The organism is Carboxylicivirga mesophila, from assembly GCF_018271975.1.
Classification (GTDB): domain Bacteria; phylum Bacteroidota; class Bacteroidia; order Bacteroidales; family Marinilabiliaceae; genus Carboxylicivirga; species Carboxylicivirga mesophila.
In genome coordinates this window covers 72,187-88,093 of record NZ_JAGUCN010000009.1, presented here as the reverse complement: position 1 = coordinate 88,093, position 15,907 = coordinate 72,187, and the positions used below count along the sequence as shown (strand labels likewise).

The following is a 15,907-nucleotide window of genomic DNA, read 5'->3' as shown; positions in this document are numbered from 1 at the left end:
TTGTGCATATGTATATTGATGCATATGAACAGTTTGCTTGCTAATGCCAGTGCGTTACCTGTTAAAAATAATGAACAGGTAAATGATGAATATGTAACTGTTCAGCAGATTGTTATTACTGGCAATAAAATTACCAAGCAACGGGTTATTCTTAATGAGCTCATTTTTAAACAGGGTGATAGATTGCTTGTTAATCGTATTGGACAGGTCGTTAAGCGTTGCCGTCATAATCTCTTAAATACATCGCTTTTTAATTTTGTTTCTATTCATTACACCATCCAGTCCGATGATACTATTGTGTTTCATATCAATGTAGATGAACGATGGTACTGGTGGGTATTTCCCATATTTGAGGTGGCCGATCGTAATTTAAGTTCTTTCTTTAATAGTGGCGATTGGTCACGTGTCAACTATGGTGTCTATCTGAAGCGGGATAATTTCAGGGGGCGCAACGAAAAAATCATTGCGCGAATCAGGCTTGGATTTACTACTCAGATATTATTGGGATACCTATCGCCTGAATATAATAAGCGTGGAGGTTGGGGTGCTTTCTTTAATTTTAGTATGTCTGATCAGTTGCCTTATGCAACACTAAGTAATCAACCTGTTTTTACTGGACTTGAAACAGAAATGGCTCAGGTGGCCTATCATGGTTCCATTTATTACTCGTTACGCTCAGGTTTGTATCAGCGGCATAAGCTCGATGTTGCTTATCATCATTTCAATGTGAGCGATTCTGTGATTGACCTAAATCCCCACTACCTGACAACTGACGCCAATAAACTACAGTTTCTGGAGTTAAGGTATGAATATACCTACGACAAGCGTGATTCTAAGATTTATCCGCTGAAGGGGAGCCGGGTCAAGCTTGAAGCTGTTCAGTCCGGATTTGGCTTGTGGCAAGATGAACTGAATAACTTTAAGCTGGCAGGTAGCTATGATAAACATGTGCGTTTGCACGAGAGCTGGCACTGGACCAGCATGGCATATGGAGAGTATAATACGAGTAACTCGCTGCCCTATGTTCTGAATGCCGGAAGTGGCTATGAAAGCTTTTTGAATGGCTACGAGTTATATGTTATCGATGGCACTAGGCAGTTTACGATGAAAAATCAATTGCTGTTCACTTTGCTTCATCCGCGTGTTAAAAGTTTGGGTTTTATGCCGCTCACTCAGTTTGCAAAAGTCAATTATGCGTTTTACCTGAAGGCTTTTTATGATTTTGGCAGCGTATGGCAAGAGAATCCACCAATAACTAATACATTTGTAAATGATTGGCAGTATGGCTATGGTGCCGGTATCGACTTTGTTACGTTTTATGACATGGTCTGGAGTTTTAACTACTCCGTTAATAAACATCGTCAACATGGATTTTTTGTACATTTTAATTTGGCCATTTAGTATTCTTCAGATAAACTCAAAATTATGCGAATAGCTGTTTTCGGAAAGCAGTTTGGTGAGGTGTTCTTTAATGCCTGTAAAAGCCTGTTCAATATTTTAAAGGACAATAATGTGGATGTGGTGATTCATAAACCATTCTACGACTTTTTGCTTACAAGCGTTAAGATGAAGCCTGAAGTGGATGCTTTTTTTACACATCACGATGACATAGCAGATGTGGACCTGGTTTTTAGTATTGGTGGTGATGGCACCTTTTTAGAAGCGGTGACTTATGTGCGAGATAAAGGTATTCCGATTGTCGGCATAAATTCTGGTCGATTAGGTTTTCTGGCAGATATCTCTCAAGGAGAAATGAAGGTGGCATTGCGGGAGGTACTTGATGGAAAATACCGGCTCCGACAGCTCGATTTGCTGGTGCTCGAAACAAATGGGAATCATTTTGGAGATTATAACTTTGCCCTTAATGAACTGGCTATTTCAAAGCGCGATAGCTCGGCCATGATTACCATACATACCTATGTCAATAACGAATTTTTAAACTCTTTTTGGGCCGACGGACTGATTATCTCTACAACAACAGGCTCAACAGCCTATTCACTTAGTGTGGGTGGTCCGATACTACATCCTGATAGTAAGTGTTTGATTATTACGCCGATTGCTCCGCATAATCTGAATGTAAGGCCCGTTGTTGTGCCTAACGATGTGGAGGTTACCCTGAAGGTGGAAGGGCGTGATTCTAAGTTTTTGGCTTCGCTCGATTCACGAAGTGAAGTGTTTGATAACTCAGTCAACCTTAAGGTTAAAAAAGCAGGATTTAGCATCAATGTGATTGAATTAGATGGTCACTCCTTCTTTACTACATTGCGTAATAAATTGATGTGGGGCGTTGATAAGCGCAATTAATCTTTATTTTAGTGCAATAATTTTTCTGAATCGCTGTTTGAACAATTATACCGCGATGTACAACTGTGGTTGACGTTGCCAGTAATTCAGGTTTTTGATTTTAATGCTAATGCCTCTAATCTATACGGAAACCCCAACAAAAAAAATATGGCGGCCGCTTGTTATAGCGGTCATTGTTTGTTTGTGCATTGCCAATCAACAAGTGCAGGCGCAGGATCGGCTTGAGCTAGGTGCTTTTTTAGGAACATCCTATTATATTGGAGATCTTAGTACAGGCGTTCCGTTTACCAACTCACACCTTGCTGTTGGTGGTATTGGCCGTTATGTGTTTACCGATCGTATTGCCCTTAAAGGAATGGCTTTAGTGGGTAATATCAGTGGGGATTATCACGGTCAGGATTTAAAATACCTTGAGTCGGGCGAAGGGAATTATTCTTTCAACAGAAGTATAGGAGATGTTTCGGCACAGGTCGAGTTTAATTTCAGGTCTTACGATCATAAATTTATTTCCACCACTACCTTCACGCCATACATTTCGGTTGGCTTAGCCACAACTATTTATAACAGAATTGATACAGATGTTGAAAATTCTGCGGGCAATACAAGTTTTATATTATCTTTGCCGTTCGGTATAGGTGCAAAGTACAAGATCAACAAATATGTAAGGATTGGAGCCGAATGGACCTTTCGAAAAACATTTGTTGATGACTTGGACTATGTGGGGCCAGGAAGCATAGATCCTTCCGACCCTTATGGATTTGGAGAGAGCACCTTTACCCATAATAACGATTGGATATCGTTTGCAGGTGTATACGTTACAATCAGTATGTTGAAGCGTAAAACCAAATGTAATGATGGTATAAAAAAATAGCACGTTGATAGTATGTCGTTAAAAGACGAACTGATACAAGACAGGCTGCCAAGCCACGTAGCAATAATAATGGATGGAAATGGTCGCTGGGCTAAAAAGCGTGGAAACTCGCGAATGTTTGGCCATAAGCATGGCGTTACGGCTGTAAGGGAAGTAACAGAAGCAGCGGCCGAACTTGGGGTGAAGTACCTGACTCTTTATGCGTTTAGTACTGAAAACTGGAGCCGTCCCAAAACGGAGGTGGATGCGCTCATGAGCCTCCTTGTGTCAACTATCAGTTCCGAAACTTCCACCTTAATGAAAAACAATGTGAAGCTTAATGCAATAGGTTGTAAAGAAGCTTTACCAGGTGGTGTTCAGAAAAAACTGGAAGACTGCATACAACAAACTTCATCAAATAACGGATTAACATTAACACTGGCATTAAGCTACAGTTCTCGTTGGGAGATAATTGAAGCTTTTAAAAGCGTTGCCAGCGAAGTGAAGAATGATCAATTGGCTATTGAAGATATCAATGCCGATGTGATATCCAATTACATGTCAACTGCCGGTATACCTGATCCGGAACTAATGATCAGAACCAGTGGTGAACATCGAATAAGTAACTTTTTACTTTGGCAGTTAGCTTATTCTGAGCTATATTTCTGCGACATTTTATGGCCCGACTTTAGGAGAGATGATTTTTACCGGGCACTGTTGGATTTTCAAGGTCGCGAAAGGCGATTTGGAAAAACCGGCGAGCAAATTAAAAAATAATCAGGTGAAGTGAGGTGAGAAGATAGAATCGAGGAAGTTGGACTAACCTAAATTGAAAAAACTATTGAACTGCATGGAAGGTAATATGCGAAGTAAATTATTGATTGTTTTTCTTTTTATATTCTCTATTAGTAGTGTAATTGGACAAACAACTGATATTCCAAATATTTCATATTCGGGCACTCCCCGAAAGTATGTAATTGCAGATATTGAAGTAACCGGGGTACAAAACCTGGATCCAAAAATACTAGTCAATATCAGTGGACTGAAAGTAGGGCAGCAAATTACCGTGCCAGGTGATGAAGTGTCCGAAGCCATCAGGCGATACTGGCAACACGGACTTTTTTCCGATGCCAAAATCAAAGCCAAAAAAATCGAGGGGCGTGAAATTTACCTGGAGATTTACCTGCAGGAGCGACCTCGTTTATCAGAGATGTATTTTCATGGGCTCAAAAAGAATGAGATAGAAACTGTAGAGCAAAAGGTTGCCATGATGAAAGGCTCACAGGTAACCCCATTTATGGTGACCCGAGCCGAGAAATACATCACCGATCACTTCGTGAACAAAGGATTTTATAATACCGAAGTTAATATTGTTCAAAAAGACGATCCATCAAAACCTAATCATGTTACGTTGGACATCAACGTTGACAAAAAAGATAAGGTAAAGGTAAGTAGTCTTACATTTGAAGGAAACGAGGTGCTTAGCGATGGTAAGCTGAACCGCACCATGAAAAAGACCAACGAAAAAGGCAAGGTGCTGAACTTTTTCAGAACCAAGAAATTTGTTGTTGAAAAATACGAAGAGGATTTAACAGCTGTTATTGGTAAATACAACGAATTGGGGTATCGCGATGCACGCATCGTAAGCGAAGAGGTAAGTAAAAATATCGAGGATAACACTGTTGACGTTAAGTTGGTGCTCGAAGAAGGTAATAAATATTACTTCGGTGATATTACCTGGGTGGGTAACACCATTTACCCTTCCGAGCTTTTAGCGTATGACTTGCGTATTAAGAAAGGTGATGTCTTTAACCAGACATACCTGGATGAACGCTTAATTACTGACGAAGATGCAGTGCATAACCGCTACATGGATAATGGTTACCTGTTTTCCAATATAACACCTGTAGAAACAGGTGTGCGTGGTGATACCATCGATATTGAGATGCGTATTTATGAAGGACAGCAAGCTACCATTAATAAGGTAATCATACGTGGTAACACCAAAACACACGAACATGTGGTGCGTCGTGAGATCAGAACCAAGCCCGGACAGCTATTTAGTAAGTCTGAATTGATTCGTACTGTGCGTGAATTGGCGCAACTTGGGCATTTCGATCCTGAGAATATTTCACCAGATGTTCAGCCAAATCCTGATAATGGAACAGTGGACCTGGTTTATCAGCTTGAAGAAAAAGCCAATGACCAGATAGAATTATCCGGTGGTTGGGGTGCTGGTATGTTTGTAGGTTCATTAGGTCTGAAGTTTACCAACTTCTCAATGCGTAACTTCTTTAATAAAGAGGCCTGGCGTCCATTGCCTACCGGTGACGGTCAGACCCTGGCTTTACGTGCACAAACCAACGGTAAGTTCTACCAGTCATATAGTTTATCATTTACCGAGCCTTGGTTAGGCGGTAAAAAACCTAACTCGCTGAGTTTCTCCATCTATCACTCTATTCAAACAGGTGTTAGTTCAAGTTATTACGATCCGCGTTATAGCTATGGAGGTGGTTATGGTGGTTATCCCGGTTATGGAGGTAGTTACCCGGGAATGCAAGATCCTGATGCCATCGATCAGCACATGAAGATTACTGGTATCTCATTAGGATTTGGTAAACGTCTTCGCTGGCCCGATGATTTCTTCTCATTATATACAGAGGCTAGTTATCAACGATACGATCTGTTGGATTGGAATTATTTCATTATGCAGAATGGTATTTCAAACAACCTGAACTTTAAGGTCATGTTGAGTCGTCGCTCGATTGATAATCCAATTTATACTCGTCAGGGATCTGACTTCTCTGTGGGCGTTGAGTTTACCCCACCTTGGTCAATGTTCCAGCCAGACAAGGATTGGTCAAAAGCCAGCGAGGAAGAAAAGTATCAACGGATTGAATATCATAAGTGGACTTTCAAAGGAGCCGTTTATAAACCCATTGATAATGCCAGCAAACTGGTTGTGATGGGTAAAATGGAGATGGGCTTCCTTGGTTACTATAATAAATACCTTCAGAGTCCGTTTGAGAAGTTCGTTCTCGGAGGAGATGGAATGGCGGGCTTCAGCATGTATGGTTCCGAGACCATCGGACTGCGTGGATATGAAAACTCATCGCTTACTCCTTATAATACACAAGGATCGTACGACGGTAATATATATAATAAGCTGACCATGGAAGTAAGATATCCATTGGCATTGCAACCATCGGCCACCGTTTTTGCACTGGCCTTTCTTGAGGCCGGTAATGCCTGGAGTCAGTACGAAGATTATAACCCGTTTGAGCTAAAGCGTTCTGCCGGAGTCGGTTTGAGGATATTCTTACCTATCTTTGGATTAATGGGAATTGACTGGGGTTATGGATTTGATGAGAGTCTATACAGAAGAAATGCCGGTGGTAGTCAGTTCCACTTTGTAATAGGTCAAAGTTTCTAACATGCAGCTTGTTATGAGTTTGGTTTGATTTTTGTTTATTTAAGCATACTAAAATGAATAAGCTATGAAAAACATCGTTTTATTATCTCTTTTATTTATTGGGCAAATGGCGTTTGCTCAAAAGTATGCTTTTGTTGACTCGGAATATATCTTAAGAAACATTCCTGCTTATGAGGCAGCTAATGAGCAATTGTCCCAATTATCCAGTAAGTGGCAGGGTGAAGTGGAGCAGCGCTATCAGGAAGTAGCTGAGCTATACAAAAACTATCAGGCTGAGAATGTTTTTCTTTCCAATGAAATGAAAACTAAACGAGAGAATGAGATAGTTGAAAAAGAGCAGCAGGCAAAACAACTACAACAGAACTATTTCGGGCAGAATGGAGAACTCTTTAAAAGGCGCGAAGCTTTAATAAAGCCAATTCAGGATGAGATTTACAATGCTATAACTGATATTGCTTCGGAGAACAACATCGCTGCAGTATTTGATAAAGCATCCGGGATGGGTATTATGTTTGTGGATAACAAGTATGATATCAGTGACGATGTGCTGATTGAACTTGGATATAAAAGTGAATAATTAAAGAAGAAGATATGAAAATTTACTACACACTGGTTGTTGTATTTTTACTAGCCATTGGTTCAGTTAATGCACAGCAGCCTATGAAATTTGGTCATATTAACAGTGCTGAAATACTGCAGGCAATGCCAGAGCTGAAAGCTATTGAAGAACAAATGGAGGCAGAGTTTGAGCAGAAAGAGTCGCAACTAATGACCATGCAGCAAGACTTACAAACTAAACAGCAGAACTATCAGCAGGAAGTTGAGAGTTTATCACCCGCTGAAAGACAAGCACGTGAGCAGGAGTTGATGGAATTGAATCAGAAGGTGCAAAACTTTTACTTGCTTTCACAGCAGCAGATACAGGCCAAACAGAATGAATTGCAAGCGCCTGTTATTCAAAAAATGCAAGCGGCCATTCAGGAAGTAGGCGATGAAGAAGGATTTTTGTATATATTTGAAATGACAAGCCGGGTACCTGTTTTCGCGTCAGATAAAAGCATTGATGTTGGTGCATTAGTGAAAGCTAAACTAGGTATTCAGTAATAAGTAAATAAAAAATTTAGATATGAAATTGGTAAAAGTTATAGTACTGTTTGCTGCCATTGCTTTCGTTGGAAAAGTGCAGGCGCAGGATCTTAAGTTTGGTCATATAAATATTCAGGAATTAGTGATGCAACTGCCGGAAAAAGTAGCTGCTGACCAGGAACTTCAGGCCGAAGCTACTAAATTGCAGGAGCAGTTGCAGGTAATGCAACAGGATTTGCAGAAGAAATACACCGACTATATGTCACAGCGTGATTCTTTGCCTGACTTAATCCGCGCCACTAAGGAAAAGGAAATTCAGGATTATGAGCAGCGTATGCAACAATACAGCCAAATGGCACAGCAGACGATTGGCCAGAAGGAGCAGCAATTGCTTCAGCCCATTATTACCAAAGTGCAAAAAGCCATTGATGAAGTTGGACAGGAACAGGGCTTAATCTACATTTTCGATATAAGCTCTCAGGTAGTGGTATACCACTCAAGTAAAAGTATAGATTGTGCACCGTTGGTTAAGACTAAATTAGGCGCACAATAAGAAATAGCAAACAATTTTGTTGAAGCGGGTGGCTAGGTTTAGTCACCCGCTTTTGTATCTTTAAGTGATATTTCTAATGTATGAAGCAACCAGGACCAATTGCCGTGTTTGACTCCGGTTACGGAGGATTAACTGTATTAAATAAATTAGTTGAGCATTTACCCCAGTACGATTACATTTATTTAGGAGATAATGCACGCACTCCTTATGGAACACGTTCGTTTGAGGTTGTTTATGAATACACATTACAGGCTGTAAAAAAGCTCTTTGATATGGGGGCTAACCTGGTGATTTTAGCTTGTAATACTGCTTCTGCTAAAGCTCTTCGTAACATCCAACAGAAGGATCTTCCGCATATAGATCCTCAGAAGCGTGTTTTGGGAGTTATACGACCAAGTGTAGAAGTAGTAAATGCCTATAGTAAAACCAAGCACGTTGGTATTTTAGGTACGGTGGGTACTATACAGTCCGAATCGTATCCAATAGAAATTAACAAGCTTTTCCCATCAGTTCAAGTGGCTCAGGAAGCTTGCCCAATGTGGGTGCCACTGGTCGAGAATAATGAGTTTGATAAACCTGGAGCCGACTATTTTGTGAAACAGCACGTGGACAACCTCTTTAGGCAAGATAATGCAATTGATACCGTCATTTTGGGTTGTACACATTATCCGCTGTTAACCCCAAAAATTAAGCAATACTTACCTGTTGGTGCACAGCTATTGGAACAGGGAGACATTGTCGGAGAGAGTTTAAAAGACTATCTGTTTCGACATCCGGAGATGGATGCCATGTGTTCGAAAAGTGGGACTGTACATTTATATACTACAGAGCAGGTTGCTAAATTTAAACAGACAGCAGGAATTTTTTTCGAAGGTGAAACCAACGTGGAACATTTGGTTTTATAAAAGCTATCAGCCATTTGTTAATAGCTGATAGCTTCAAAGTTACTGCTCGTCTTCTTCCTTGAACCACCCGGCATACATCAGGTAGTTATTGGCAATCTTTTGTACCATCTCTCTTGATTGTTCCGGCTCAATATCTTTGACTTTTTTAGCTGGCACTCCTGCATAAATGCTGTTTGGTTCTACTATAGTGCCCGTTAATACCAGTGAATTAGCTGCAATAATTGAGTTGCTGCCAATAACAGCATGATCCAGTACCGTGGCGCCAATACCAATCAATACATTGTCTTCTATTTTAGCGCCGTGAATAGTCACATTATGACCTATTGACACATTATCACCTATCTCAACGACTGATTTCTGATACAGGGTGTGCAAAACAGAGCCGTCCTGAATGTTTACTTTGTTGCCAATGCGAATAGAATTAACATCGCCGCGCAATACTGCATTAAACCATATACTACAATCATCGCCTATCTCTACATCGCCTATAATGGTTGCGTTTTCGGCCAGATAGGCATTCTTCCCAATTTTAGGCGTAAAGCCTCTTACTGATTTAATTAGTGCCATATTTTGTTTTGTTTATAATTATCCTGAACTTTTGAAAGCTTATATTACAACAGGTATTAGTTAAACAGATGAAGAATTGAAAGGTCAAAAATACAATCAACTTTTTTAACTCTGAGTGTTGAAGAGGGGTAAAGTAAAGGATAATTCGATTTATCGGCCATAAATTATGTATTTTAAAATGTGTTGTATAACACAAGGTGTGAACCGGTTAAACATGACAAATATCAACTTGTCGATATGGCCATATCTCTACCTTTACTCCCACAATTCAGAGGAAATTAATGTTGAAAGCTAAGTGCTTATATTCATTGATTTCCTTTTTATTGATAGATTAACTTTGTTATAATAGATAGATATAAATCAGAACCTTGTCAATCATGGGTAAAAGGTCAAAAGTTATTGAAAGAGATGAAGTTGTAGTAAGGTTTTCAGGTGATTCCGGTGACGGAATGCAGCTGACAGGAACCTTATTCTCTTACACCTCTGCAATTTTTGGAAATGACATCTCAACATTTCCTGATTATCCATCTGAAATTCGTGCCCCACAGGGCACCATTAGCGGGGTATCCGGCTTTCAGGTGCATTTTGGACATACCGAAGTATATACTCCGGGGGATTACTGCGACGTACTGGTGGCAATGAATCCTGCAGCATTAAAGGCTAATGCAAAATGGATGAAACCAGGTGGTACGGTTATTTTAGATGTAGATAGTTGTGATGAAAAGAATTTGCGAAAAGCAGGTTATGAAACCGACGATCCGATTACTGAAAGTAAGTTGAGCGGCTACAATATTGTGAAGGCTCCTATCACTACGCTGACGAAAGAAAGCTTAAAAGATATGGGATTGGACAATAAAAGTATCCTTCGAAGCAAGAATATGTATGCGCTTGGGTTGGTTTACTGGCTTTTCGATCGTCCTCTTGATCATACCAAAGACTATATAAAGAAGAAGTTTAAAAAGAATCAACTGATTGTTGATGCCAATGTTAAGGTACTTGAAGATGGTTACAACTATGGTAACATTATTCAGGCGCTAACACCTTCTTATCATATCCACCCTGCAGATATTAAAAAGGGAAAGTATCGCAACCTTAGCGGTAACCAGGCTGTCGCATGGGGATTTTTGGCTGCTGCTGAGAAGAGCGGTTTAGAATTATTCCTGGGTTCATATCCTATTACACCAGCAACCGAAATTCTTCAGGAATTAAGTGCTCGTAAAGATTTAGGTGTGAAGGTATTCCAGGCTGAAGATGAGATTGCAGGTATTTGTACTGCTATTGGAGCCAGCTTTGCAGGTGATTTAGCGATTACAACTACTTCAGGACCTGGCTTGGCTTTGAAGGGTGAAGCAATTGGCTTGGCTGTTATTGCTGAGTTGCCACTGGTTATTGTAAACGTTCAGCGTGGCGGGCCATCAACCGGATTACCTACTAAGACTGAGCAGTCAGACTTGATGCAGGCGTTGTATGGCCGAAATGGTGAGAGTCCGGCTGTTATTATTGCGGCCAGTTCACCAACCAATTGCTTTGATTATGCGTTCTACGCAGCCAAAATTGCAGTAGAACACATGACGCCTGTTATTTTATTAACCGATGGTTTCTTGGCAAATGGTACTCAACCATGGCGTTTGCCAAATCTTGAAGAATGGCCAACGATTAGCGTACCTAAAGCAGACGTTAATGATAAAGACTGGCATCCGTATAAACGAGATCTGGAAAAGCTGTCACGCTATTGGGCAACTCCCGGAACAGCTGGATTAGAGCACAGAATTGGCGGACTTGAAAAAGATGAGCAGACTGGTGCTGTTTCTCATGATGCATTGAACCACCAGCGTATGGTGGAAATTCGTGAGGAAAAAGTACAACGCGTTGCTAATGTGGTTCCTGAATTAGAATTACTGGGTGATGAAGATGCTGATGTTTTAGTTGTTGGATGGGGAGGTACATTTGGTCACCTGTTTACTGCAGTTGATGAGTTGGCAAATGAAGGACACAAGCTGGCATTGGCACATTTTAATTACATTAAGCCATTACCACGCAATACATATGAAGTACTGAAGCGCTACAAAAAGATTGTGGTGTGTGAATTAAACCTTGGGCAATTTGCCGATTACCTGACAATGAACTTCCCTGATATTCAAACACAACGTTTTAATAAAGTACAGGGGCAACCATTTACGGTAGTAGAATTGAAAGAACACTTTAAAACCTTGCTGGAGGAATAAATGATGGCTGAAAATTGTCAAGTAAAATTTACAGATTTTAAAAGTGACCAAAGCGTAAAGTGGTGTCCTGGTTGTGGAGACCATGCCATTCTGAATTCAGTGCAAAAGGCAATGGCTTCTTTGGGATATAAAAAAGAAGAAGTAGCAGTTATTTCTGGTATAGGCTGTTCATCACGCTTCCCATATTATATGGAAACGTTTGGTTTTCATACGATTCATGGTCGTGGTTCGGCCATCGCATCTGGTGTTAAGGTGGCTAATCCACACTTAAAAGTATGGCAGATTACAGGCGATGGTGATGCATTAGCTATTGGAGGTAACCACTTTATCCATACCATTCGTCGTAACATTGATTTAAATGTAATCCTGTTCAACAACCAGATTTATGGTTTGACAAAAGGACAGTATTCACCAACTTCTAAGCGTGGGTTTATTTCGAAAACTTCACCATTCGGTACAGTTGAAGCGCCTTTCCGTCCGGGAGAGCTATGTATTGGCGCACGTGGACAGTTTTTTGCCCGCTGCATCGATAAAGATCTGAAGCACTCTGTGGTGATGTTGGAAGAAGCAGCTAAGCACGAAGGTACATCTATAGTTGAAGTACTGCAGAACTGTGTTATTTATAACGATAAAACCCATAATGCTATTACCGATAAGGCGCATTCGGCCGATCGTACCATTAAGCTGGAGCATGGTAAGCCAATGATTTTTGGAGCTGAAAATAACAAAGGTTTGATGCTTGAAGGCTTAGAATTGAAGGTGGTTACCATCGGTGAAAATGGCATTACTGAAGATGATATTCTTGTGCACGATGCACATTGTGATGATATCACCTTGCACTTGAAGCTGGCTGATATGGAATACCCTGAATATCCGGTTGCCTTGGGTGTAATTCGTTCTGTTAAGGCACCTGTTTATGATCAGTGTGTAGCGAAGCAGCTTGCAGAAGTTCAGGAACAATCGCAAATTAAATCATTCAACGACCTGATTCACTCAGGTGATGTGTGGGACGTTGAATAACTATTTTTTATTGAGTTAGCACAAAAAGAAGAGCCGTTCAGATAATTCTGAGCGGCTCTTTCTATATGCTTAGAGATATTGTTATTCTGTCTCCTCTTCCTTTTCGTGAAGCTGATTAAACTTCTTTAAGCCAAATAGTACTGCATAGTAGCTAATAACAATGGTTAATGGGAGAGAAAGATACCATACTATTTCGTGTAAATATTTCATGTCAGTTCTATTAGTAAACGTGTAAATCTTCAGATTTCATTTCATCCTCATCAATTGGCTTGTTGTTCATGGCCTTCCATACATACCAGATGTATGCAAAAACAAATGGGACAAGCAGTGATACATAACTCATGGCAGTCAGGGTAAAGTGGCTTGATGAAGCATTTTGTATCGTTAATGAGCTTTGTAAATCATAGGTAGAAGGGTAGAATGAGGTGTTATTAAACCCAGCAATTAGTAAAAGGCTGAATACAGTAAGAACGGTACCACCACCTGCAGCCCATATGCCTTTTGTACAGTCGCGACGAAGGATACCGGCACCCAAGCCAAGCAAAACTCCAACTACACCAATTAAAAACAGGATGAAGACTATTGGCATCTCCACCATATTCTTAAAATACTTGTATGGTTCCAGATATACTTCCTGCGTATATGGATTTACAGCAAAGCCATCTCTTACAAACAACCAGATGACAAAAGTGAGGAAGAAAACCAGAAATGGAATGCCATTGTAAATCAGATGCTTTTTAGCACGTGTAAACACGTCAACATGATTAATGCTGTTCATGAAATAAAGTAAACCAAGAACGCGAGCGAGGAAGAATACAGCAAGTCCAAGTGATAAATTGTGAAGGTTTAAAGCTGCTTCCAGGCCATGAGAGCTCAGTTCCCATTGTGATTGATTCATTTCATTCACGGTAAAAGCAGAACCGGTAAAGAATGTAGCTACGGCGGTGCCGATTAAGATAGTACCCAGCAGACCATTGATTAGCAGGAATGTTTCATAGGTACGTGGACCAAATACGTTATTTGGGCGAGAGCGGAATTCATAGGCTATTGCCTGAATAACAAATGCAAATAGTATAAGCATCCAAACCCAATAAGCCCCACCAAAACTAGTGCTGTAAAATAGAGGAAATGAGGCAAAAAACGCTCCACCAAAAGTTACCAAAGTGGTAAAGGTAAATTCCCATTTGCGACCTAAAGTGTTTACAAGCATTGTTCTTTCCATACTTGTTTTACCAATGGTATAAATCAAAGTTTGTCCTCCCTGCACGAACATCAGGAAGACGAGTAATGCGCCTAAAAGCGAAACGATGATCCACCAATATTGCTGCAGCGCTAAATGTGATAATTCTCCAAACATTAGTTGTGTCCTCCTTCTTTAGGTCCGTTTTTAATTTGTTTTACCATGATTTTAACCTCGGCAATAGCCAGAGCCACAAAGGTGATGGTGAAAAGCCAGAAAGTGATCATGACTGAACTGGTGTCGATCTTCGATACGGCAGTCATGGTGGGCATCAGGTCCTGTATAACCCATGGTTGACGACCAACTTCAGCAACTATCCATCCGGCCTGACTGGCAATGTATGCCAATGGTATAGTCCATAGTGCCGTGTATAACACCAGTTTATTCGATTCTAGTTTCTTTCTGTATACCAACCATAAAATGACCATAAACAGCAGCATAAAATGACCACCCAGAATGACCATGATATGGAAAGCATAGAAAGACAATGAGATGGGTGGTACTATTTTGAAAGCGTTAAGCTCAAGTTGCTCAGGGTTGGGATCATAATAATTGCCGTAGCCGAAGTATTTAAAATAGTTTTCTACCCATTCTTTATCATCAAACTTTGCTTTCAATCGTTCGTACTCAGCCTCATCAACACCTTTTGCCTCTTTAAATGCTTTCAGCGTTTGCTGTGCTTCATAGCCTCGTTTTATTTTTTCTTTATATGACATGATGTTGTGTTGCTCATTGCCTAATACCAAATCTTTGATGCCAGGCACAAAAGCGTCTACCTCCAGAAAAGCAAGGTAAGAGAGCATATTAGGTATTTCTATTTTAACCAGAAACTCCTGATCTGAATCGCGGTTCATTGGGTCGTCGTGTTCTTTGCCAAACAGGCCAATGGCAATTAAAGGTGCTTGAGTCTGGCCTTCGTAAAGCGACTCCATAGCAGCAAATTTCATGGGTTGTGTTTTGGCAACATCACGGGCTGAACCATCGCCTGTAGCTACTAGCATTACTGAAGATACTAAGCCAAAAATAGCAGCAATCACTATGCTTCTTTTGGCAAATAGTACATGACGCTTTTTTATTAAGAACCAACTGCTTATACCTACAACAAATAACGAGGCCAGTACATAGCCGGATGTGGTGGTGTGCAAAAATTTTGTAACGGCTGTTGGTGATAGGAAGACATCCCAGAAGTTTTCCATCTCATTACGAGCTGTTTCCGGATTAAACTTCATACCAACCGGATTTTGCATCCAGGCATTGGCCACTAATATCCAGAGTGCAGATAGATTTGCCCCTGCTGCAGTCAACCAGGTAGCAGTCAGGTGAAACCTTTTACTGACCTTACCCCAGCCAAAAAACATAACAGCAATAAAGGTACTTTCCATAAAGAATGCCATAATACCTTCAATGGCTAACGGTGCCCCAAATATGTCACCAACAAACCAGGAATAGTTGGACCAGTTGGTACCAAATTCAAATTCGAGGATAATACCGGTGGCCACGCCAATGGCAAAGTTAATACCGAATAGTTTCATCCAGAATTTGGTGATTCGCTTCCACTCCTGATCACCTGTTTTTACATAAATGGTTTCCATAAAAGCTATGATAAAACTGAGGCCCAGTGTTAATGGAACAAAGAGCCAGTGAAACATAGCTGTAAGTGCAAATTGTGCCCTCGACCAATTGACGAGCGACAAATCAATATTCTCTAGCATATTAATTTATTG

The 15,907-nt window shown here is 40.5% G+C and carries 15 protein-coding genes; 11 read left to right on the top strand and 4 right to left on the bottom strand.

From position 1 onward, the window contains the following. The first annotated feature begins 24 nt into the window (after positions 1-24). The 9 genes from KEM09_RS09460 to murI all read left to right on the top strand — a co-directional run bounded on the left by KEM09_RS09460 (position 25) and on the right by murI (position 9,131). Complete coding sequence (locus tag KEM09_RS09460; protein ID WP_212227860.1) at positions 25-1,401, top strand: BamA/TamA family outer membrane protein; 1,377 nt, start codon at positions 25-27, stop codon at positions 1,399-1,401. Between the two features lie 24 nt (positions 1,402-1,425). After that, a complete protein-coding gene (locus KEM09_RS09455; protein ID WP_212227858.1) occupies positions 1,426-2,304 on the top strand; it encodes an NAD kinase in 879 nt (292 codons plus the stop codon). 109 nt (positions 2,305-2,413) lie between these two features. After that, complete coding sequence (gene porG / locus KEM09_RS09450) at positions 2,414-3,175, top strand: type IX secretion system protein PorG (protein ID WP_212227856.1); 762 nt, start codon at positions 2,414-2,416, stop codon at positions 3,173-3,175. A gap of 12 nt (positions 3,176-3,187) precedes the next feature. Continuing rightward, the gene (locus tag KEM09_RS09445; protein ID WP_212227854.1) at positions 3,188-3,931 is read left to right on the top strand and encodes an undecaprenyl pyrophosphate synthase; all 744 of its coding nucleotides are present in this window, start codon (positions 3,188-3,190) and stop codon (positions 3,929-3,931) included. Between the two features lie 73 nt (positions 3,932-4,004). After that, positions 4,005-6,587 carry an outer membrane protein assembly factor BamA gene (bamA, locus tag KEM09_RS09440; RefSeq protein ID WP_244824935.1) on the top strand — a complete coding sequence of 861 codons (2,583 nt, stop codon included), beginning with the start codon at positions 4,005-4,007 and terminating at the stop codon, positions 6,585-6,587. Positions 6,588-6,651: 64 nt separating this feature from the next. Then, a complete protein-coding gene (locus KEM09_RS09435; protein WP_212227852.1) occupies positions 6,652-7,164 on the top strand; it encodes an OmpH/Skp family outer membrane protein in 513 nt (170 codons plus the stop codon). Between the two features lie 14 nt (positions 7,165-7,178). Then, positions 7,179-7,691 (top strand): OmpH/Skp family outer membrane protein, encoded by a 513-nt coding sequence (locus tag KEM09_RS09430; protein ID WP_212227850.1) that lies wholly within the window; start codon positions 7,179-7,181, stop codon positions 7,689-7,691. Positions 7,692-7,713: 22 nt separating this feature from the next. Next, positions 7,714-8,226 (top strand): OmpH/Skp family outer membrane protein, encoded by a 513-nt coding sequence (locus KEM09_RS09425; RefSeq protein WP_212191532.1) that lies wholly within the window; start codon positions 7,714-7,716, stop codon positions 8,224-8,226. A gap of 80 nt (positions 8,227-8,306) precedes the next feature. Continuing rightward, positions 8,307-9,131 (top strand): glutamate racemase, encoded by an 825-nt coding sequence (gene murI / locus KEM09_RS09420; RefSeq protein ID WP_212227848.1) that lies wholly within the window; start codon positions 8,307-8,309, stop codon positions 9,129-9,131. 39 nt (positions 9,132-9,170) lie between these two features. Here murI and KEM09_RS09415 read toward each other — a convergent pair whose 3' ends face one another. After that, complete coding sequence (locus KEM09_RS09415; RefSeq protein ID WP_212227847.1) at positions 9,171-9,698, bottom strand: gamma carbonic anhydrase family protein; 528 nt, start codon at positions 9,696-9,698, stop codon at positions 9,171-9,173. 377 nt (positions 9,699-10,075) lie between these two features. Between KEM09_RS09415 and KEM09_RS09410 the strand changes: the two genes are divergently transcribed. Further along, complete coding sequence (locus tag KEM09_RS09410) at positions 10,076-11,923, top strand: 2-oxoacid:acceptor oxidoreductase subunit alpha (RefSeq protein WP_212227846.1); 1,848 nt, start codon at positions 10,076-10,078, stop codon at positions 11,921-11,923. 3 nt (positions 11,924-11,926) lie between these two features. Next, positions 11,927-12,943 (top strand): 2-oxoacid:ferredoxin oxidoreductase subunit beta, encoded by a 1,017-nt coding sequence (locus KEM09_RS09405; RefSeq protein WP_212227845.1) that lies wholly within the window; start codon positions 11,927-11,929, stop codon positions 12,941-12,943. An 81-nt stretch (positions 12,944-13,024) separates the two neighbouring features. Here KEM09_RS09405 and KEM09_RS22010 read toward each other — a convergent pair whose 3' ends face one another. The 3 genes from KEM09_RS22010 to KEM09_RS09395 are packed head-to-tail and all read right to left on the bottom strand — an operon-like array spanning position 13,025 to position 15,895. After that, entirely contained in the window at positions 13,025-13,153 is a 129-nt protein-coding gene (locus KEM09_RS22010; protein ID WP_262898264.1) for a hypothetical protein, read from the bottom strand. Between the two features lie 10 nt (positions 13,154-13,163). Beyond that, positions 13,164-14,300 (bottom strand): cytochrome d ubiquinol oxidase subunit II, encoded by a 1,137-nt coding sequence (cydB, locus tag KEM09_RS09400; RefSeq protein ID WP_212227844.1) that lies wholly within the window; start codon positions 14,298-14,300, stop codon positions 13,164-13,166. Then, entirely contained in the window at positions 14,300-15,895 is a 1,596-nt protein-coding gene (locus KEM09_RS09395) for a cytochrome ubiquinol oxidase subunit I (RefSeq protein WP_212227843.1), read from the bottom strand. Before KEM09_RS09395 ends, cydB begins: the two co-directional genes overlap by 1 nt. Positions 15,896-15,907 lie beyond the last annotated feature (12 nt).